Raw genomic sequence first — 20,122 nt, 5'->3', positions numbered from 1 at the left:
ACTTTTATCATTAGATGGATATTTGTGGTACCTTAAATTTACGGACAATTATTTCAAAAACATATAATTATGGCTATTATCATAACAGATGAATGTATTAACTGTGATGCTTGCGTTTCAGAATGCCCGAATAATGCTATTTATGAACCGGATCAGGAGTGGTCGTATTCAGACGAAACTTCTTTAAGCGGTGTAGTAACAACTCCAGGAGGAAATGAAGTTGACGCTGATGAAGAAAATGAACCTGTTTCAGACGAGTTCTATTTTATTGTCACCGACAAATGTACAGAGTGTAAAGGTTTTCATGATGAACCGCAATGCGCTTCTGTCTGCCCGGTAGATTGTTGCGTACCAGATGAAGACCATGTTGAAACTGAAGAAGAATTATTAGCAAAAAAAGTCTGGATGCACGGCGAGTAGCTTTTAGTTTCAGACATTTATACAAATTGGCGCCCGATTGAATTTCAATCGGGTGTTGTTATTTAAGGAATTTAATGAATCTTCTGAGATAGCTCCGGTCCTTTTCTTTTCGGAATCTAAGCCATGTTATCTACTTTTTATCGCATCTAATTACCTGACATTTGTCATAGAATGCCTTTGGTTTTGGCCTTAATTTTATCGGAAATTTAAAACTTGTATCACCAGCAGTTTTTGTAATAAGAACATTTTACAATGACACTTATTTTTTCTAAACTGCTTGTTTCTGAAATAATTAAGTCACCATGAAGAAAAAATTTCCAAAATTAATTTGCGATGCTAACGAGGCTGTAGCGCGAGTTGCTCACAAAACAAATGAAGTATGTGCAATCTATCCCATAACCCCTGCCTCACCCATGGGAGAACATGTAGATGTGTATAGTTCTAAAGGGCAAAAAAATATTTGGGGAAATATACCGCGCATTGTTGAAATGCAAAGCGAAGGTGGCGCTGCCGGTGCAGTACATGGTTCTTTACAGGCCGGGGCGTTAACTACTACATTTACGGCCTCACAAGGTTTGCTTTTAATGATACCTAATATGTATAAAATTGCCGGAGAATTATTGCCTTCTGTGATACATGTGGCAGCAAGAACAGTGGCAACTCATGCCCTGTCTATTTTTGGGGATCACTCAGATGTTATGGCAACAAGACAAACCGGTTTTTCTATGCTGTTTGGTGGGTCTGTGCAGGAAGCAATGGACTTTGCATTAATTTCTCAGGTGGCTGCTTTACGTACAAGAGTTCCTTTTTTAAACATATTTGATGGTTTCAGGACCTCACATGAAATCTCCAAGATTGATGCAATTCCCGATGATATAATTGAAGCAATGATGCCTGAGGATAAGATCATGGAGCATAAAAAAAGATCACTGGATCCGGATCATCCTGTTATAAGGGGAACATCTCAAAACCCTGATGTTTTCTTTCAGGCAAGAGAAGCATCAAATCCATTTTATGAAAAAGTTCCGGGAGTTGTTCAGGAAGTTATGGATGAATTTTACCAGCATACCGGAAGAAGATACAGCATATTTTATTATTTGGGACATCCTGAGGCCGAGCGCGTTGTTGTAATTATGGGATCTGGCCAGGGGGCTGTAAGAGAAGCTGTTGAGGCAATGGCAAATAAGGATGAGAAGGTTGGTGTAGTGTTTGTTCGTTTATACAGACCATTTTCTGTATCTCATTTTATAGAAAGCCTACCCTTTTCTGTAAAGAAAATTGCAGTTCTGGACAGAACTAAAGAACCGGGAAGCACCGGCGAACCATTGTATCAGGATGTAATTACTGCCCTGGTAGAGAGCGACAGAAATATATCGGTTGTTGGAGGCCGATACGGTTTGTCTTCTAAAGAGTTTACACCACAAATGGTAAAAGGTGTATTTGATGAGCTAACAAAGGATAAACCCAAAAATCATTTTACAGTTGGTATAAATGACGATATATCTCATACCAGTCTGGAATCTGATGATAATTTTAAGGTGAGAAGTACAACTATCAATTGCATGTTCTATGGACTTGGATCTGATGGTACTGTTGGAGCGAACAAAAACTCCATTAAAATAATAGGTGATACTACCGAGAATTATGTTCAGGGATATTTTGTATATGATTCCAAAAAAGCAGGAGCACAAACTATTTCCCATTTACGCTTTGGACCGGAACCAATTTACTCTTCGTATCTAATTGACAAAGCCGATTTTATAGCAAGTCATCAATTTAATTTTATTGAAAGATATGATATGCTTGCCGATTTAAAACCCGGAGGTACCTTCCTGTTAAATTCTCCGTTTTCGAAAGAAGATATTTGGGACAAACTTCCCAAAAAAATGCAAGAGGGAATCATTGAAAAAGAGGCAAAATTTTATGTAGTAGATGCTACAAAAGTGGCCCATGAAGCCGATCTTGGGAAAAGGACAAATACGGTATTACAAACTTGTTTCTTTGCAATATCTGGTATCCTGCCGAAAGATGAAGCTATTCAAAAAATAAAGGATGCCATTGTTAAATCATATACTCATAAAGGTGATGCGGTAGTTCAGATGAATTTTAATGCCGTAGATAAATCACTAGAGAATTTATTTCAGGTAGACTACCCAAAAGAAGTGAGTAGTGAGAAAGGATTACTTTCAGCAATGACCAATGCTCCGGATGGTTTTGTCAAAAATGTACTTGAAAAAATATTAGGAGGGCATGGAGACGAATTGCCAGTCAGTGCTTTTCCGGTAGATGGAACCTTCCCAACCGGCACTACCCAATATGAGAAGAGTGGAATAGCCAATTTTATTCCTATTTGGGACGATGAAGTACTTTGTACACAATGTAATAAGTGTGTGGCCATATGTCCGCATGCTGCAATTAGAGCCAAAGTTGTCCCTAATGAGGAAATGGCAAATGCTCCGGGTAGTTTGAAATCAGTTCCTGCCAAGGGAAGGCCATTTACCGCAGAAACAGAATCTTATGTATTACAGGTTTCCCCTGAGGATTGTACAGGATGTGACCTTTGTGTCGCCGTTTGTCCTGCTGAAAGCAAGGAAATTGAGGATTTTAAAGCCATCAATATGAGGAAGAAACTCGATTTTGATGAGGTGGAAAATGTAAACTGGGATTATTTTATCAATTTGCCAGATTACGATAGAGCTGCCCTGCAAATAACTAATGTTAAAGGGTCTCAATTTTTAGAACCTCTATTTGAATTTTCAGGGGCTTGCTCTGGATGTGGTGAGACTCCTTATATTAAGATGCTAACCCAATTATATGGCGATAGTATTCTCATTGCCAATGCAACAGGTTGTTCCTCAATATATGGAGGAAATCTTCCAACAACTCCTTACAAAACCAACAAGGACGGAAGAGGTCCTGCCTGGGCAAATTCCTTATTTGAAGACAATGCCGAGTTTGGTTTTGGAATGAAACTGGCTCTAACAAAGAAACAGGAAATTGCAGTTAATCTATTAAAACATCTTAAAAATGTGGTTGGCGCTGAGTTGACAGAATCGATTCTAACCAATCCGGAAGAAACTGAAGCGGAACGCAGCCAGAAATTTGCTGATATTGATAGACTTAAAGAAGTATTAACAAAGAAAAAAGATAATCCGGATGCTGTAAAACTAAGTCAACTTACAGAATATCTCCGTAAAAAAGGAGTCTGGATACTTGGTGGCGATGGTTGGGCTTATGATATAGGATTTGGAGGTGTTGATCATGTTTTAGCTTCTGGTGAAGATGTGAATATCATGGTTCTTGATACTGAGGTATATTCCAATACTGGAGGTCAGACATCTAAAGCTACTCCTTTAGGGGCAAGTGCTAAGTTTTCGGTATCCGGAAAACGAACAGGTAAAAAAAGTCTGGCACTTCAGGCCGTTTCTTATGGGAATGTATATGTGGCTCAGGTAGCAATGGGCGCAAAGGATCTTCATACGCTCAAAGCCATTGAAGAGGCTGCAGCGTATCCAGGGCCATCGCTGATTGTAGCTTATTCGCACTGTGGTGAACACGGATATGATCTAAAAGATGGGGCATCGCAGCAGCAAAAAGCGGTTGAGACCGGATATTGGCCATTATTCAGGTTTGATCCTTCTAAACCTAAAGGGAAAAAGTTCAGATTAGATTCTAAGGCACCCACGGCTCCGATAAGTGATTTTATGTATAATGAAACCCGTTTTACAAGGGTAGTAAAAGAAAATGCAGAATTAGGTGCAGAACTCTTGAAGCAGGCTCAGGAAGAGGTGGAAACCAAATGGGAACGCCTGGAACTTTTTAGAGATATGTAATTCTGTCATTCAGAACCAGAGCTAAATAATGATGTAGTATTTAAAGTCAATTATAAATTAACACAGTTTATGGAAGACAAAGCAAAAAGACTTTATGAAACTGCCATTCAGAAACTGAAAGAAGCCAATGATGAATTATGCAGGCCTGCGGAAGACGTTGTTTCTTTTATGGTATGCCAGAATTCTCATATTGCCATCGATAATTACCTAAAGGGGTTTTTAATAGAAAATGATATAGAGCCGGACACAGGCGCATCAGTTGATAAGTTATATGAACAATGTAAAGCTGTGAACAGGAATTTTGAAAAAGTAAATTTATCCGGTTTTGATTGTGAGGCTCATCATTTAGATTCCAGATTCTGCAATGGCGTGACTAATGTTAGTAGATGTTATGACATTGCAGATAGCCTGGATACATTTCTTAGAGAGGAAAAAATCATTAGTTGAGCACTATTGTATTTTCTTTGGGTAAAAAGAACCTGTACTTCGGACAATTATATGTTGCATTCGTCCTAGAATACTTCGTATTGTTATAATCTTTTCATTACTTGTATTAAACCATTAATATTCAAGAAGATGAAAAAATTATTTATGATTATAGTAATAGCCTTGTTCAGCACAATGGCTATAGCACAGGATTCAGAACCACTTTATCTGCTATTCGAGTTTATGCATGTAGACGAAGGCCAGGGTGCCGCATATGCGGAAACAGAGAAATTTTGGGAAAAAGTTCATGAGCAAAGGGTAAAGAATGGGGACTGCATAGGTTGGGATCTTTGGCGTCTGGAGCCAAGCGGACAAAAACAGGGGGCTCAGTTTATGACTGTAAGCTTGTACAATGACCCGGTTAAAATGATGGCCGGGGGAGATTTTAATAAGGCCTGGACCGGTGCTTATCCCAATTTATCAGATGCATTAAGTAACAAAATGATGGAAATGACAGCTAAAAGCCGGGATCTTACACATAGGGTATTCCTCCAACAAATAGATTTAACGAAAGATAATTTTGATATGCCCATAGGTACTTTGGCAATAATCAACTTTATGAAAGCAAAACCCGGGCAGTCTGGAGCCTATGAAAATATGGAATCTGAAGTTTTTAAACCATATCATCAAAGTGATGTAGATTCTGGTGGCCGTGCAAGTTGGGGATTATTGCGGAATATGCTGGGTTATGCAACAGAGGCTTATGCAAGCCATATTACGGTAGATATGTTTACGGGTTATGATCAATTTTTTAATGGAGGTAACAATGGACCTGCAACCGAAGCACAACAAAAAGCATATCAGGAAATGAATGCACTACGAGACCTTAAGTCCGTGGCGATGGCTACTTTAGTTAGAAAAGTTCGTTGAATTTTTAGGTTAGCTTAATTATTATTTGAATTAAATCCTCCCAAATTCCCGGGAGGATTTTTTTGTAACTAGCTCCAGGTATTTCTCAGAAAGCGAATGAAATTTGCATGCATAATATTTTCAATATCTTCATTGTTATAACCTCTTTTATGAAGCAAATCCGGAAGTTTTTGTAAATCGGCAATAGTATCTATATCAGCCGGACTTTGCTCTTTGCCAAATCCGCCATCGAGATCGGTTCCTATTCCAACATGTAAAGTGTTCCCTGCAAGTTGACAAATATGGTCTATATGATCAACCATTATTTCTAAGGTTACCCCCATGGCTTCAGGGGTCGATTTACCACGTACCCAGTTTGGAACCATCATCCAGGCATCCAGGGCAATACCAATAACTGCATCCCTTTTTATAAGTTCGATGATTTGTTCGTCTGAAAATTGCCTGTTATGGTTTACCAGGGCCCTGCAGTTGTTATGGCTTGCCCAAAGTGGCCCCTGGTAGGCCTTCATGGTTTCCCAAAAACTTTCATCGCATAAATGCGTGGTGTCCAAAATAATATTTAATCGCGCTATCTCTTTTAAAAGTTCTTTTCCTTTATAACCGATTCCTCCAATGGAATTTGTGCCATGAGCATAGGTTCCGGGCCCATAATGTGCAGGACCAATAGCTCGAAGGCCCTGGTCATGACTTTTTTCGAGCTGATCAATAGTGACTATGGAGTCTGCTCCTTCCAGACTTAAAATATATCCGATAGGTTTTTTGTTTTTAGTCGAAGAATTCCAGAAATCCAGATGCCTGTTCAATTCCTCTTTGTTCGTGATCTGGGTCATTTCTCCAATTGCCTCCATAGCTCTGTACCAGGCAAGTTGACCCTGAGTTTGTGCCCAGGCCTGGTGAGGGGAATTCCATCCGGGAAGTTGACTATCTCTTTTTACAAAACGTGCAATCTGAGTGGCCATACAAATGCCTATATTGCCCTTTCTCATTTCGTCAAAAGAAACCGTATTTTTACCCCTATCCGGTTTGTCTGTCATCCCTTCCTCCTTCGCCCGGATGTCTTTAACGGCCCAGCTAAGGTCACGGTTCCATTCCATTGCGTTCATTGCTAAATCAAGATGTGCGTCAAAAATAAACATAGGTGCTTTTTAAATTTGCATTTGATGATCTCTTGCGGCAATTTTCCACGCCCCTGTGATTTGACCATCATCAACAGTCAGAACTTTGGAATATTTAGCCACAGTGGGGCAAATATGCATAGGAATGGCATAAAAAATATCGCCAATTTTCAAGGTTTCACTTTTTGGATAATGCAGCACTAAATGCTCTTCGCTTTGCCCGGTTTGTTCTGCATCTTCCAGTCCAAAGATTTTTACCCTTGGAAAATCCATCTCAGGGGCTATGGCTTTATGCCCCAGATCTAAACAGATGACCCCTTCTTTCGGTTTGCTGATAATTCTGGTAAGTAACACGGCTGCCGGCAAAAATGGCATATCCTTAAAAGAAGATCCATATCGCTCATCCCAAAGTAAAGTAGTACCGGGACTGGTTTCCACATCATTTCTTGCCGCATGAATTGGGAAAGAAGGGGAACCTCCCATGACTAAGGTTTTTACTTCCAAGCCCAAAGCTTCAATTTTGTTTTTAAGATTTATGACCAAATTAAAAGCAGCATCACAAACCTGTTTTCGAAGTTTTATATCAGGATCCCTGATATGTCCATCATACGCATGAAGCCCACGGGCATCTAAGTTTGGGTCATCCGCAATTTGCTTAAACAAATCAACGGCACAATCATTTGGTTCTATACCAGTTCTGTTCATGCCCGTGTTGAGGTCCAAGAATAAAGGAACGCTTATCTCTTTGGATGCCGCCATTTCTGAAATAAGACCAATGGTAATTTCATTATCCACAATAGTAGAAAATACTGAATTGGGATATGTGGCAATCAGTTTAAAAAACCTGTTTAAATTGGCCCCGACAGCTTGCATGGCCAATAGAATGTCCTTGGCACCGCATTGTGCTAAAAGCTCCGCTTCTGCAATGGTGGCACATTTAAATTTTTGTATACCATGTTGCATTTGCATCTCTATAATCTCGGCCGTCTTATGGGTTTTTATATGAGGACGTAGTCTGGTTACATCTCCAATAATTGAAATCATCAATGCAATGTTTTTTTCAATTCTATCCGGGTAGACCAACAAAGATGGAGAAACAATTTCCTCGGGATTATCAAGTTCGTACCAATTTTTATCTGCCATTTTTGAATCTGTTTAATGCAGTTGAAACATAGCCTCAATTTCAACCGGGATATTACCCGGCAACATCATACCTACGGCACTCCGAACACCAACACCATTATCGGTGCCAAAAACATCAGCCATTAACTCGCTAAAACCATTGATAACTAAAGGGTGTTGTCCAAAATCAGGGGTAGAATTCACCATCCCTAATACTTTTACGACCCTTTTAATCCGGTCCAAATCTCCAAAATGTGTTTTTATCGTAGACAGCATCGTTAAACCAACCTGTTCGGCGGCAAGTTTGGCCTGCCCCAGGTTAAGATCTTCACCAACCCTGCCAGTCATTAATGTTCCATCTGATTGCATCGGGCCCTGTCCGGATACATAAAGAAAATTGTCAACTACCAGGATAGGTTTATACAGACCTGCAGGAGGGGGAGCAGGAGGTAATTTTAACCCTAAAGTTGCTATTCGTTGTGAAGGTAATTTGTTCATATGCTTGTTTTAAATGAATGTGTTTAAGATCAATACTCCAATAAGTCCCATCACTCCAACAGTAGTTTCCATAACCGTCCATGTTTTAAGGGTATCTCTGACGGACAGGTTAAAATACTCTTTAAACAACCAGAAACCCCCATCGTTGACGTGTGATAACATTAAACTTCCCGATCCAATGGCCAGTACCATTAATTCTGCACTAACACCTGTTTTGGATACCAGCGGTAATATTATTCCCGCAGCAGTTAATCCTGCCACCGTAGCAGATCCTACACAGACCCTGATCACCGTTGCTATGAACCAGGCCAATAGTAGCGGAGAAATAGTAGATCCGCTTAGCATATTGGCTATGTAATCACTTACGCCGCTATCTACCAGGACCTGTTTTAAAGCACCGGCCCCTGCTATAATCAAAAGTACCATTGTAATTCCGGAAATGGAACTACTTACAGACCCCATGATTTCAGGCATTTTTTTACCACGTGCTAATCCCAGGGTGTAAATGGCAACCAGTACAGCTATAAGCATGGCTATTACAGGATTACCAAGAAAATCTATAATGGGTTTAAGAATGAAATCCTCGGGAAGAAACAGATCAGCCAAAGTGGCAATTCCAATAAGCAGGATGGGTAATAAAGCGGTAAAAATGCTTATTCTCATTCCCGGCATTTCATGATCTTCCAGTATTCGGGGATTTACAAATTCCTTGAGAGGGGTTGCTTTTATATTTTTTATGGTCCTGGAAAACAAGGGGCCGGCTACAATTATTGCCGGGATTGCCACTATGATCCCATATAACAAGGTTTTACCCAGATCGGCATCAAACATCACAGCTATGGCTGTCGGAGCAGGATGGGGAGGAAGATATCCATGTGTAACAGATAGTGAAGCCAGCATAGGTAAGCCTACATATAAAAGTGGAAGCCCGGTTGAGGCCGCCACTGTAAATACCAGGGGTATTAAAATAACAAAGCCTACAGAATAGAACATGGGGATACCCACAATGAATCCGGTAAGTACAAGGGCCCATTGTATATTTTTTATACCAAATTTACTTACCAGTTTTGAAGTTATGCGTTGTGCTGCTCCGCTATCGGCAACCAATTTGCCCAACATGGCACCAAAGCCTAAAATCATTACTAAAAATCCCAAAGTATTCCCTATTCCATTCTGGATAGATTGTACCACATCTTCAAGCTGCATTCCCTCTGCAATACCAACAAATAGTGAAACAAGGATAAAAGTTATAAATGCATTGAGTTTAAATTTTGCAATCAGGATAAAGAGAAGTACTATCCCTATAATTACTATAAGAAGCGGCATATGGGTTGTTAGTTATGATCTTTGAAGTACTAAATATACTATTTCAAAAAGGAAATAACAGAGTTTGGTGATAACAAAAATAAAGGGCCAATTTGGCCCCTAATTTATTTTAACTTTTACTTTCCGGAGAAATATATTTATAAACAAGGCCTGCTAATAAGGCACCTACTATAGGCGCCACCCAGAAAAGCCATAACTGGCCAATTGCCCAGTCGCCTGCAAATAAAGCCTGACTTGTACTTCTGGCAGGATTTACCGAGGTATTTGTAACCGGGATACTTATAAGGTGAATTAGAGTAAGTCCAAGACCTATGGCTATACCTGCCATTCCTTTTGGAGCTTTGGAATGTGTAGCTCCAAGAATAATAATCAGGAACATAAAAGTCATTACTACCTCTGTAATAAGGGCGGCTAGCATGCTATAACCACCCGGGGAATGTTCTCCGTAACCATTGCTGGCAAAGCCACCAACTTCGAATCCCGGTTTTCCCGTGGCAATTAGGTATAATATCCCTGCTCCGGCAATACCTCCCAGAACCTGGGCAATAATATATGGAACCAATTCTTTGCTTTCAAATCGCCCTCCAATCCAAAGTCCAATAGAAACTGCCGGATTCAAATGACAGCCCGAAATGTGACCAATGGCATATACCATAGTTAATACTGTTAATCCAAAGGCCAGGGAAACCCCTAAGAAGCCAATTCCAAGTTCCGGATACCCGGCTGCAAGTACAGCGCTTCCACAACCTCCCAGCACCAGCCAAAGGGTGCCGATAAATTCTGCTAATAGTTTTTTCATTTTTTTGTTGGTTAATTAATAATTGCTTTCAAGATAAACATTTTTAGCAAAGATTGAAATTAAACACCTGATTAGAAAATGATACTAATTACCAGAAAATTTCAATTAATAAATATTGAATTGCTTTTATTATCTTGTATGAAATAAAGCAGAGATGGATAAAAGGGCCTTTTTAAAAAGTATGGGGAAGATGGCGGCAATTACGCCTTTTCTACCCTATAATCTGAATGCAGGTGAATTTGAACTTCAGCGGGATTATGGAAATAGCGATGAAGAATTCTGGAAGAGTATCAGAAAAGATTATCTGTTAAAACCTGAGTATATAAATCTGGAAAACGGATATTACAATATAACCCCTCAGCCAGTCATGAGCAGGTTTCTGGAGCATGTTAAAAACATTAACTATGAAGGCTCCTACTATATGAGGACAGTTCAGTGGGAAAATAAAAAAAGGGTCACCTCACGTTTGGCGGCCTTGGTTGGCTGCTCATCTGATCAATTGATCATCACTCGTAACACTACGGAATCTTTAGACATGATAATTGGGGGTTATCCATGGAATGAGAACGATGAGGCAATTTTTGCAGAACAGGATTACGGCTCCATGCAGGATCATTTTGCTTTGATCGCAAAGCGCTACGGCGTTATTAATAAGGTAGTTTCCGTACCTAATCATCCGGTTTCAGATGATGAATTAGTTTCACTGTACGAGGAGCAAATTACGCCTAACACCAAATTAATTATGCTGTGCCATATGATCAACATTACAGGGCAAATATTACCTGTCCGAAAGATTTGTGATATGGCACATAAATATGGTGTTGAGGTCATGGTTGACGGAGCACATTGCATAGGCCATATTCAGGTGAAAATAGATGATCTGAATTGCGATTATTACGCTTCCAGTCTTCATAAATGGTTAAGCGCCCCTTTAGGTGTTGGATTATTATATGTTGCCAGGGATAAGATATCCAAAATTTGGCCACTTTTAGCAGAACATGACCGGGATCCAAATGACATTACAAGGTTGAATCATACTGGCACCCACCCGGTTCATACCGACCTTGCTATTGATGACGCAATAGATTATCTGGAAATGATTGGCCTGGAAAGAAAAGAGAAAAGATTAAGGTTCTTACAGAGGTATTGGAGTGAAAGATTAAGGAATGTAAAAAATATTAATGTAAATACACCGAATGAAGGTTATCGAAGTTGTGGGATTGCCAATGTGGGAATTGAAAAAATAGCTCCTTCAGAGTTGGCTAATATTCTTTTTAATGAATTTTATATATTTACGGTAGCTATAGATTATGTAAACGTTCATGGATGTAGAATTACTCCTAATGTATTCACAACTACAAAAGAACTGGATACTTTTGTAGAAGCTATGAATACATTGGCTTCAAGAGCATGAGGTTTTTTAACAACTATACGGACCATTTATTTTAGATGGCTGCACCAATAGAGAAACCTGTTAAAAGTCATAGGAAATAAGAGGCCATGAATCTAGTTTTGACCAGTTTCATCCTATTTATTAAGCACTAGTTTATCTTACTATTCATAAGATATTGTTATTATTGAATACGATAATTTTTACGAATACTCTGTACTTGAAATAAATGATTAAGCCTGAATATTATTACTTTATCTAACAAGACATTATAATCTAAAAATTGCTTTGAAAATTCTTCTATAAGAACTACGGATTAACAACTTTAACTAAACAATATGACTGAAACTAAAGGAAAATGGCAATTAAAACACAGTATTGTGTTATTGCGTATACTTATTGGCTGGCACTTTTTGTATGAGGGTGTTGTTAAGCTTTACAATCCTGATTGGACTTCCTTTGGTTATCTGGCCACAGCACAAGGTCCTCTGAAACCCATATTTTTGGCAATTGCAAAGGAACCACTAATTGGTTGGGCAGATACCCTTAATTGGATGGCACTTATGTTTGTGGGGATAACTCTTTTGTTAGGGATATTTGAGAAAAAAGGCGCTTTAGTGGGTATAATACTGCTCGCTATGTATTATTGGGCACATCCTCCTTTCCCCTGGCTGATGCAAGTAAACGTTGAGGGAAGTTATTGGTTTGTCAATAAAAATTTAATAGAACTTGCAGCCTGCATGGTTATTTATCAATTTCCAACCGGACAATACTTTGGTATAAAATACTTATTTAATAAAAACAAAGAACAAACTAAAACCGAAACCTTATGAAATGGACCAGAAGAGATGTAATTAAGGGCTTAGGCGGAATCCCAATACTAGGTGCTGTATGGTGGGCTGGTGCCTCAAATACGGTTTCCAAAAACAGGGAACGCTCGGCCATACTCGAACAATTAAATATACAGCCTTCGTTACCTTCTGCAGTAAAAACAATTAGTGGTGACCCCGTTAGAGTGGGAATTATTGGTTTTGGTATTCGGGGTGAGCAATTAATCAGAGCACTGGGATTTGCAACTGAAGAATGGCTCGAAGAGATGAGATTAGCAGCAGAGGAAGATCCGAATCACTCACGATTAAAAGATTTTATGAATCAGGATAAACTGAATGTAAAGCTCACTTCAGTTTGCGATGTATACGATGTTAGAGCGGACCGGGTAATTAATTCTTTTTCCACTGAGGATACCAAGGTGATCAGATTTAAAACCCATCAGGAAATGATCCGTAGCGGTAAAGTAGATGCGGTAATTATAGCCACCCCAGACCACTGGCATGCCCCTATGGCCATAGACGCTCTTGAAAATGGGATACATGCTTATGTGGAAAAACCAATGACACATACCGTAGAAGAGACTTACAGGCTAAAGGAAGCCGCTGAAAAGTCTAAGGCCGTGCTAATGGTTGGTCACCAACACAGACAAACTTTAAGTTTTCAAACGGCTCAGGATATAGTATCCAAAGGAGTGCTTGGTCATGTTTCTCTTGTTCAGACGAATACCAACAGGAACGATGATAACGGCGCCTGGAATTATCACATAGAGGACGAGGCAACTCCTCAAACAATAGATTGGGATCTCTTTTTGGGCTCAGCTCCTAAAATACCCTTTAACAAGAATCACTTTTTCAGGTGGAGAAAATGGTGGGCATATGGATCCGGTCTATCCGGAGATTTGTTGACCCACGATTATGATCGTCTAAATTGCGTACTCCAAATGGGTATCCCTTCATCCGTAATGGCTTCCGGAGGAATTTACACTCATAATGATGGACGTAACGTGCCTGACGTACTACAGGTAAATATGGAGTTTCCAGATTTTAGCACAGGGAGTAGTCAGAAAAAGGGTAAGGAAAAGGGGATGACATTTGTCTACAGTGCAACTCTTGGTAATGGCTTTAGCAGGCCAACTATTCTTATGGGACATGACGGTACTATGGAATTGGGTAATCGACTCACGATATGGCCCGATAGCAGGTCTACAAAGTATGCAGATCAGATTGAATCTGAGAAAATGAAACCATCAGTTCCGGTTTACAGCTACAATCCCGGGGCCAGTGTACCAGACGCAGTTTCTTCAGCAACGTCGCAATATTTTGCGGATAAAGGTCTTATGTGGACGTACATTAACGGAGCAAGAGTTGATTCAACATTTCTTCATCTGAGGGAATGGCTCAGCAGTGCCCGTAACGGAGGTGAAGTGAGCTGTGGAATAAACGAAGGATTTGATGAGGCAATATCAGCTCATATGGCCGGACTTTCAGTTAAGCTTGGAAGACGCATCGAATGGGACGCTGACGCCCAACGGATTGTGACCATTGAAGGGATCGATTTCGACGAGGTGTTATTATCTGGAATGTAATAGCCAAAGGCAACAGCATAAAATTTATATCCAGGTAGAGCTAGTGCAAGTAATCAGGACTGATTTTAGTCCTGATTACTTTTTTATTGCCCATTTTTTAAATATCAGAACTAGATAATTACACCAGTTAAACCTGATAAATATCATATTATCTGCGTTTTACATGACGTAATTTTGAGTATATCATAATTCAAATAGTCATGCAAATCAAAAAAAACCCAAAAGTAGATTTAAATAGAAATAGTGGGCTGTATTTTGTAATAGGACTTGCAGTCGTTCTATTTTTGACCTGGCGTGCTTTAGAATACAAATCGTATCCTTCAGACACCACAACTATGGACATCGCTCAGGCCGTAGATGACCTTAAAGAAGATGTGCCGGTAACAGAGATAATAAAAACAACACCTCCGCCACCACCACCTGCAGCTCCTGAAGTAATTGAAGTAGTAGAAGACACAGAGGAAATAGAAGAAACTATTATTGAGAGTACAGAAACCAGTCAGGAATCAGTGATTGATGAGGTAATGGACGTTGACGATGTGGAAGTTGGAGAAGAAGAAGAAGATATCATAGTCCCCTTTGCGGTCATAGAAAATGTTCCCATTTATCCCGGTTGTGAAAATGCGAATGGTAATGATGAACGAAAAGCCTGTTTTCAAAAAATGATACAAGCTCATATCGTTAAGGAATTTACCTATCCTGAAAGTGCACTGGAACTTGGAATAAAAGGAAAAGTATTTGTTCAGTTCATGATTAATTCTAAAGGAAAAGTAGAGTCAATAAGGACCAGGGGGCCAGACAAACTATTAGAGAAAGAAGCACACCGTATTATTGCTGCACTCCCTGATATGACCCCGGGAATGCAACGCGGTAAATCTGTTAAAGTTCCTTATAGTATACCAATTAACTTTATGATTCAATAGAAATAGAGCACATGACTATTTCCCGAGGATTGATTCAACTAATACCCAGGTATTGGAAAGGATCAATCCTCATTTTGTTTATAGTCCACTAACTTCTGCGGTCCTTCGAGTAATACCCGAACAATTTGAAGCGTACCATCTTCCTTTGTAGCTATCTGCCACTTTATAAGTGAAATTAATCCGCTTTCTATTTCAATCCCGGTAATACTTCTGGGGTGCACACAGCTTCCATCATTAAATAAAGGGATATCACCGGGCTCAGGGAATCTGGGCCTGTGGGTATGACCCATTACGGTTATTTTTAATTTGTTTCGCAAAATCCATTTCTTGATTCTTTTCTCCACCTTTATTAATTCACGGTTGTTCCTGGCCGGACTTGTAGGATCAGCTATTCCCCAAACCTGCAGAGGCTTCCAAAGGATGCGTACCAAAAAGCGATTGAACCGCCAACCGTGATAATTCATAAAATCTGCCTGGTGGCCATGAGTTAAAAACAATTCCTGACCGTTCTTAGTGTGTTTTAAAACTATTGCCTCATGAAACTGCAATTTATCTAATAAAGCAGCTTGCTTTTCATCTTTAGGCTCAAAGTAGGTATAAAGATTTTTTTTTACATATTCCGGCTTTCGATAAACCATATCGTGATTTCCGTATATCATATGCAACCTGTTTTCCTCGTGAAAACGTTTCATTAACAAATAAATATTCTTATGGGCTTCAAAGATGGGTTCAAAAGTCAGATTCTCCCAGAGTTCATCCCCGTCACCCAACTCACAATATTGGAATCCGTTATTAAAATAATGTCTTAAAGCATGATAATAGATATTCCTGTTATTGGCAAACTCATCTGCAAAACTATTGTCACCCCTATGACAATCACTAAAAAGAATAAACTTTGAAGAGTCATCAAAAGCTATGATTTTGGCCTTTTTATAAGCGTTATTAAGTCTGTTATCTGACGACATGAATGAAATTTGTATAAATATCCAAAAAATGCACCAAACACCGTATAAATTCCTTTAACAAAAAGAAATCGAATAGTTTTGTAATTTTACGGTCAATCTGTAGACATATATTATTATGGGATCTATAAATAAAGATATGCCACTGCAAATGTTAATTAGCTTTGAAAAGCTATTACAGCAGTATGATAATATGGCCAAAAGTGATGATGCGTTTTTATCATCCCGGGCTAAGTATGTATTGGAAGCTCAGGCACCATTTCCCGAATTAAGGGATGGTTTTTCGGATATTAAACTTCTTGAAAAACACAAAGATGTTATTCGTATTATTCTGCAGGATTCATTTGCCGAGGTATTGAGCGAGAATGAAATTAAGGCTGCTTCTCTGCCTTATTTTGATATTGTATTTAATAAGTCCAAAAGATTTCAAAAGATTTTGGAGAATGCCGGTAAGGATTTCAAACCTTTTATACGCAATCAGGATGAAGGAATAGACTATATTATGGCCAGTACGGTGATCCTTAAATTCCATTATGGCTTCAACCTTGATTTTAGCAGACCCTACTTCTATGATATACCTGATGCACATGGAATAATGCATCATTATCGAATTTTGTACAATGCGGATTTTATCGATCTATTTCCGACAGATTTGGCTAAAGATTTAACCCAGGCAGATGTTGATAAGCTTTTAGAAAATCCGGAAGACCTTAAACTATGGAAGGAATTGATTCCTCCAAATAGTTTTATTTCAAAAGGCTTTGTAATATCTAATATGTTTGATGTTACTGCAGAGCATACCATATCTGAAATTAAAACAAATCTTATCTCAAGTGATAAAAGAGGTAGTGAAAGTTTTATTTCGGATCTTGAGGAGACCTTCAGATCCTTCTTCAGGGTTAAAGAATTAAAGTTAGGTTTTGTCACTTATAACTCAAAGGATGATCAGTTAGAACGGGTGTATGGTAATGGGATAGAAAGTTTTCTTCTTAAGGAGAAAGATAATGAGCTTTGTAATAATGCCCTGTGTATAGGATCCTATGACAAAATAGTGAATGAGAAGGGATATTTTGCTGTCTCGGACGTTGAAAAGTATTATAACTTATCGGAAGGAGTTGAGCCTTACAAAGCCTTGCATGAACAAGGAATAAAAAGCGCCATTTTTGCTCCAATCGTGAATGAAGGAGAGCTTTTGGGAGTACTGGAGCTCGTATCCACTAAAAAAAATCAGTTAAATGGGGTTAACGCAACCAAGCTGGATGATGTAATGCCCTATATCGTTGCTGCTGTTGTTCGTTCTAAAATTGAAGAAGAAAATTTAATAGATGCCATTATTCAAAATGAATGTACTTCGGTGCATAAATCTGTTCACTGGCGATTTGAAGAGGAAGCCAAACAATTTATTATTGACGGACTGGATGGGCGGCAGCCTTCTTTTAAAGAAATTGTTTTTAAGGATGTATACCCTTTATACGGTCAAATAGATATTAAAGCCTCTTCACAGGCCAGGAATATAGCTATTCAGCGAGATCTGATGATTCAATTATCGAATATCAAAGAAGTATTGAATGCTGCATTAAAAATTGAAAAATTGCCGGTTTATGAGGAGCTTATATACAGAATAAACAATTTTGTAGAAGATATAAAAGAGACCTTATTTTCGAATAGTGAACAGACAATTTTTGATTTTGTCTATGCAGATGTACTGCCAATCTTCAGGCATCTTAAAAAACAAAACAAAGAATTGGCTAAAATGGTTGAAGAATATGAAAAGACCATTAATGCAGAAACACATTCATACTACGACCATAGAAAACAATATGATGATAGTGTCATGCGGATTAACAAAAAACTGGCATCTGTAATTGACAGGCATCAGGAGGCCGCACAGGAGATGTTTCCCCACTATTACGAGCGCTATAAGACTGATGGCATAGAACACAATATGTATATAGGGGGTACTATAGCTGAGAACAAGGAGTTTGATCCTTTGTATCTAAAAAATCTTCGATTATGGCAGTTGCAGGTGATGTGTGAGATGGAAAACAAGTATTACAACCTTAAACCGGAATTGGACGTACAACTCGATGTTGCTTCTCTTATTCTTGTTTATAGTACCTCCTTATCTATTCGTTTTAGAATGGATGAAAAACGATTTGATGTTGATGGCACCTATAACGCACGTTACGAAATAATAAAAAAGCGTATCGATAAATCCTTTATCAAAGGCACCAATGAAAGGCTAACCCAAAAAGGGAAGCTATCTATAGTTTACTCTCAGAAAAAAGATGAAATGGAATACCTTAGGTATATCTCTTTCCTGAAATCTAAAGGATATTTTACTAATAATATTGAAATAGTAGAACTGGAAGGTCTTCAGGGTGTATCAGGACTCAAGGCAATAAGAGCTGAGATTCTTTATAGGAAAAATACAAAAGATGGAAAAACCTTTACCTATGAGGATTTGATGGAGGAATTAAAAGCCTAACAAGGCTACCGTATCAGGCCGTGAAATATTTCCATAATAAAAGAAGGCAAGAGCAAAAGCGACCACTGAAACTATTATGCCAATCATAAAAACGGTATATGTCCAGCGCAAGATCAAATATTTTCTGTTTAATACTAATCCAAGAAAATAGAGATCTTTAGTTAATGACGAATAAATATAATCTTTGTCCTTTACCAATTCTTTTAGGGCCAGCTCGTATTCTTCCAATTTCATTTTGTGAAAATTTCCAAAGAATAGAAGATTTACCTTTTTATTGGCTACGTCAGCCTCACTAAATTTACCGCTGCCTACATTTGGACGCGTCGCTATAACGGCCATCACCATTGAGGTAACTGTGAAAATCACAAAAATTATTGTCGGGTATATTAGGTAGGCATTAGACGGATTATCTAATTTAGGTATTAGGTTAGATAATACCACAGAAAGGATAATTGCGTTAACAGATAGCAAAATATTCGATTTGGTATCGGCAATGTCACTTAAAGTCAGGTGGTTTTTTAAGGTTACCCTGAATAAAGTTTGTATGCCTCTATCCGGGCTTTCACTCTTATACTTTGCCTTTAATTGTTCTTTTTTAACAATTTGTTTTTCTTTTTTTAACTCCTTTACAAGAGTTGTAAGATTCTTATCTTTTTTATCCTGCCAATTTGCTTTTGCGTAATCGGTATAATATTGATGGTTTGTTCTGAACATTTTAATGTTCTGTTCCATCCACTCTTTGACAGAATAATTAGCAATGCCCAACAAGGAAAGTTCTTCCCGGAGCAGTTCACAAGTTTCCAAATAGCTTTTTTGAGCAAAATGAGAGGCATCAGCATCACGGATTATTTGTTCGCTCAAGTTCTTGGGTTCATAGATCATTTGGGTAGCCATAATGCACGCCTGAACCTGTTTTATTCCCTCCGCATCGTAACCTTGTTTCTCAAGAAATTCCTTAGCTATTTTACAACTACTGCGCTCATGAAGCTCATGACCCACAGTATATCCGGTATCATGTAACCAGGCTGTTAATAATAGAACTTCCTTTTCCTTAGCGTCCAGCGAATTGGCTTCTATTAACTCCTTAGTGCTTTTCACTACCCTTTGGGTATGTTTCAGATTATGGTAAAGATATTTTGGATCTAATTCTGTTGATAATAAATCAACAGCAAAAGCTTCAGTTTTTACAAGAATTTCAGACATGTATCAAATTTATAAAACAAAAATCACAAACTATACGGTTTCCTCTAAAGTTATATAACTGCAACCAGGTTTATTTCAATTTGTGTGAAAATCAATTAGGCTAGTATTTCTAAGCCAATTCACTTAATCTTAGCCTAGTGAACCACTTTTTGAATAATTGTTTGCAATTTTATTAGATTTCTTATCTTTAAAGTTGCTGTCTTTTATATAGTGAATTTTTTAAATTCAAAAAGTACAGAATAGTTGAGTTTTTACTTTGTATTTTGGCTAA

Annotated in this window: 16 protein-coding genes; 9 read left to right on the top strand and 7 right to left on the bottom strand. The window is 38.5% G+C overall.

Annotated elements, in window-relative coordinates; all coding sequences use genetic code 11:
* Positions 1-69 precede the first annotated feature (69 nt).
* From ABJH90_RS12620 to ABJH90_RS12605, 4 genes are all read left to right on the top strand, one after another.
* Positions 70-420: a 4Fe-4S dicluster domain-containing protein gene (locus tag ABJH90_RS12620; protein ID WP_348141557.1), complete on the top strand. Its 351-nt coding sequence runs from the start codon at positions 70-72 to the stop codon at positions 418-420.
* A 302-nt stretch (positions 421-722) separates the two neighbouring features.
* Positions 723-4,253 carry a pyruvate:ferredoxin (flavodoxin) oxidoreductase gene (gene nifJ / locus ABJH90_RS12615; RefSeq protein ID WP_348141559.1) on the top strand — a complete coding sequence of 1,177 codons (3,531 nt, stop codon included), beginning with the start codon at positions 723-725 and terminating at the stop codon, positions 4,251-4,253.
* Positions 4,254-4,322: 69 nt separating this feature from the next.
* A complete protein-coding gene (locus ABJH90_RS12610; protein WP_348141561.1) occupies positions 4,323-4,700 on the top strand; it encodes a HEPN domain-containing protein in 378 nt (125 codons plus the stop codon).
* A 129-nt stretch (positions 4,701-4,829) separates the two neighbouring features.
* Entirely contained in the window at positions 4,830-5,609 is a 780-nt protein-coding gene (locus ABJH90_RS12605; RefSeq protein ID WP_348141563.1) for a hypothetical protein, read from the top strand.
* Between the two features lie 68 nt (positions 5,610-5,677).
* On the opposite strand, the gene ABJH90_RS12600 is transcribed toward ABJH90_RS12605, so the two are convergent.
* The 5 genes from ABJH90_RS12600 to aqpZ form a co-directional block, all read right to left on the bottom strand.
* Entirely contained in the window at positions 5,678-6,745 is a 1,068-nt protein-coding gene (locus ABJH90_RS12600; RefSeq protein ID WP_348141565.1) for a membrane dipeptidase, read from the bottom strand.
* Positions 6,746-6,754: 9 nt separating this feature from the next.
* Positions 6,755-7,867, bottom strand: coding sequence for a D-TA family PLP-dependent enzyme (locus tag ABJH90_RS12595; RefSeq protein WP_348141567.1), 1,113 nt, complete (start codon positions 7,865-7,867; stop codon positions 6,755-6,757).
* A gap of 12 nt (positions 7,868-7,879) precedes the next feature.
* Complete coding sequence (locus tag ABJH90_RS12590) at positions 7,880-8,344, bottom strand: RidA family protein (RefSeq protein WP_348141569.1); 465 nt, start codon at positions 8,342-8,344, stop codon at positions 7,880-7,882.
* A gap of 9 nt (positions 8,345-8,353) precedes the next feature.
* The gene (locus ABJH90_RS12585) at positions 8,354-9,670 is read right to left on the bottom strand and encodes a gluconate:H+ symporter (protein ID WP_348141571.1); all 1,317 of its coding nucleotides are present in this window, start codon (positions 9,668-9,670) and stop codon (positions 8,354-8,356) included.
* Between the two features lie 109 nt (positions 9,671-9,779).
* Positions 9,780-10,469, bottom strand: a complete 690-nt coding sequence (gene aqpZ / locus ABJH90_RS12580; RefSeq protein WP_348141573.1) for an aquaporin Z — start codon at positions 10,467-10,469, stop codon at positions 9,780-9,782.
* Between the two features lie 154 nt (positions 10,470-10,623).
* Between aqpZ and ABJH90_RS12575 the strand changes: the two genes are divergently transcribed.
* The 4 genes from ABJH90_RS12575 to ABJH90_RS12560 all read left to right on the top strand — a co-directional run bounded on the left by ABJH90_RS12575 (position 10,624) and on the right by ABJH90_RS12560 (position 15,198).
* Positions 10,624-11,883 (top strand): aminotransferase class V-fold PLP-dependent enzyme, encoded by a 1,260-nt coding sequence (locus ABJH90_RS12575; protein ID WP_348141575.1) that lies wholly within the window; start codon positions 10,624-10,626, stop codon positions 11,881-11,883.
* Positions 11,884-12,197: 314 nt separating this feature from the next.
* Positions 12,198-12,692, top strand: coding sequence for a DoxX subfamily (locus ABJH90_RS12570; protein WP_348141577.1), 495 nt, complete (start codon positions 12,198-12,200; stop codon positions 12,690-12,692).
* A complete protein-coding gene (locus tag ABJH90_RS12565; RefSeq protein ID WP_348141579.1) occupies positions 12,689-14,275 on the top strand; it encodes a Gfo/Idh/MocA family oxidoreductase in 1,587 nt (528 codons plus the stop codon). The genes ABJH90_RS12570 and ABJH90_RS12565 overlap by 4 nt, the downstream gene beginning before the upstream one ends.
* Positions 14,276-14,475: 200 nt before the next feature.
* Positions 14,476-15,198 (top strand): energy transducer TonB, encoded by a 723-nt coding sequence (locus ABJH90_RS12560; RefSeq protein WP_348141581.1) that lies wholly within the window; start codon positions 14,476-14,478, stop codon positions 15,196-15,198.
* A 62-nt stretch (positions 15,199-15,260) separates the two neighbouring features.
* On the opposite strand, the gene ABJH90_RS12555 is transcribed toward ABJH90_RS12560, so the two are convergent.
* Positions 15,261-16,163, bottom strand: coding sequence for a metallophosphoesterase (locus ABJH90_RS12555; RefSeq protein ID WP_348141583.1), 903 nt, complete (start codon positions 16,161-16,163; stop codon positions 15,261-15,263).
* A gap of 115 nt (positions 16,164-16,278) precedes the next feature.
* Here ABJH90_RS12555 and ABJH90_RS12550 point away from each other — a divergent pair, with 115 nt between their 5' ends.
* Positions 16,279-18,648 carry a GAF domain-containing protein gene (locus ABJH90_RS12550; RefSeq protein WP_348141585.1) on the top strand — a complete coding sequence of 790 codons (2,370 nt, stop codon included), beginning with the start codon at positions 16,279-16,281 and terminating at the stop codon, positions 18,646-18,648.
* On the opposite strand, the gene ABJH90_RS12545 is transcribed toward ABJH90_RS12550, so the two are convergent.
* Positions 18,637-19,851, bottom strand: a complete 1,215-nt coding sequence (locus ABJH90_RS12545; protein ID WP_348141587.1) for a Pycsar system effector family protein — start codon at positions 19,849-19,851, stop codon at positions 18,637-18,639. The two genes, ABJH90_RS12550 and ABJH90_RS12545, sit on opposite strands and share 12 nt — an antisense overlap.
* Between the last annotated feature and the right edge of the window lie 271 nt (positions 19,852-20,122).

The organism is Eudoraea sp. (genome assembly GCF_039969275.1).
Taxonomy (GTDB): domain Bacteria; phylum Bacteroidota; class Bacteroidia; order Flavobacteriales; family Flavobacteriaceae; genus Eudoraea.
This window is presented reverse-complemented; position numbering and strand designations above follow the sequence as displayed.

Bases quoted from the DNA above. Each gene is read 5' to 3' on its own strand.
- ABJH90_RS12620 (WP_348141557.1), top strand. From the start codon at position 70: ATGGCTATTATCATAACAGATGAATGTATTAACTGTGATGCTTGCGTT.
- nifJ (WP_348141559.1), top strand. From the start codon at position 723: ATGAAGAAAAAATTTCCAAAATTAATTTGCGATGCTAACGAGGCTGTA.
- ABJH90_RS12610 (WP_348141561.1), top strand. From the start codon at position 4,323: ATGGAAGACAAAGCAAAAAGACTTTATGAAACTGCCATTCAGAAACTG.
- ABJH90_RS12605 (WP_348141563.1), top strand. From the start codon at position 4,830: ATGAAAAAATTATTTATGATTATAGTAATAGCCTTGTTCAGCACAATG.
- ABJH90_RS12600 (WP_348141565.1), bottom strand. From the start codon at position 6,745: ATGTTTATTTTTGACGCACATCTTGATTTAGCAATGAACGCAATGGAA.
- ABJH90_RS12595 (WP_348141567.1), bottom strand. From the start codon at position 7,867: ATGGCAGATAAAAATTGGTACGAACTTGATAATCCCGAGGAAATTGTT.
- ABJH90_RS12590 (WP_348141569.1), bottom strand. From the start codon at position 8,344: ATGAACAAATTACCTTCACAACGAATAGCAACTTTAGGGTTAAAATTA.
- ABJH90_RS12585 (WP_348141571.1), bottom strand. From the start codon at position 9,670: ATGCCGCTTCTTATAGTAATTATAGGGATAGTACTTCTCTTTATCCTG.
- aqpZ (WP_348141573.1), bottom strand. From the start codon at position 10,469: ATGAAAAAACTATTAGCAGAATTTATCGGCACCCTTTGGCTGGTGCTG.
- ABJH90_RS12575 (WP_348141575.1), top strand. From the start codon at position 10,624: ATGGATAAAAGGGCCTTTTTAAAAAGTATGGGGAAGATGGCGGCAATT.
- ABJH90_RS12570 (WP_348141577.1), top strand. From the start codon at position 12,198: ATGACTGAAACTAAAGGAAAATGGCAATTAAAACACAGTATTGTGTTA.
- ABJH90_RS12565 (WP_348141579.1), top strand. From the start codon at position 12,689: ATGAAATGGACCAGAAGAGATGTAATTAAGGGCTTAGGCGGAATCCCA.
- ABJH90_RS12560 (WP_348141581.1), top strand. From the start codon at position 14,476: ATGCAAATCAAAAAAAACCCAAAAGTAGATTTAAATAGAAATAGTGGG.
- ABJH90_RS12555 (WP_348141583.1), bottom strand. From the start codon at position 16,163: ATGTCGTCAGATAACAGACTTAATAACGCTTATAAAAAGGCCAAAATC.
- ABJH90_RS12550 (WP_348141585.1), top strand. From the start codon at position 16,279: ATGGGATCTATAAATAAAGATATGCCACTGCAAATGTTAATTAGCTTT.
- ABJH90_RS12545 (WP_348141587.1), bottom strand. From the start codon at position 19,851: ATGTCTGAAATTCTTGTAAAAACTGAAGCTTTTGCTGTTGATTTATTA.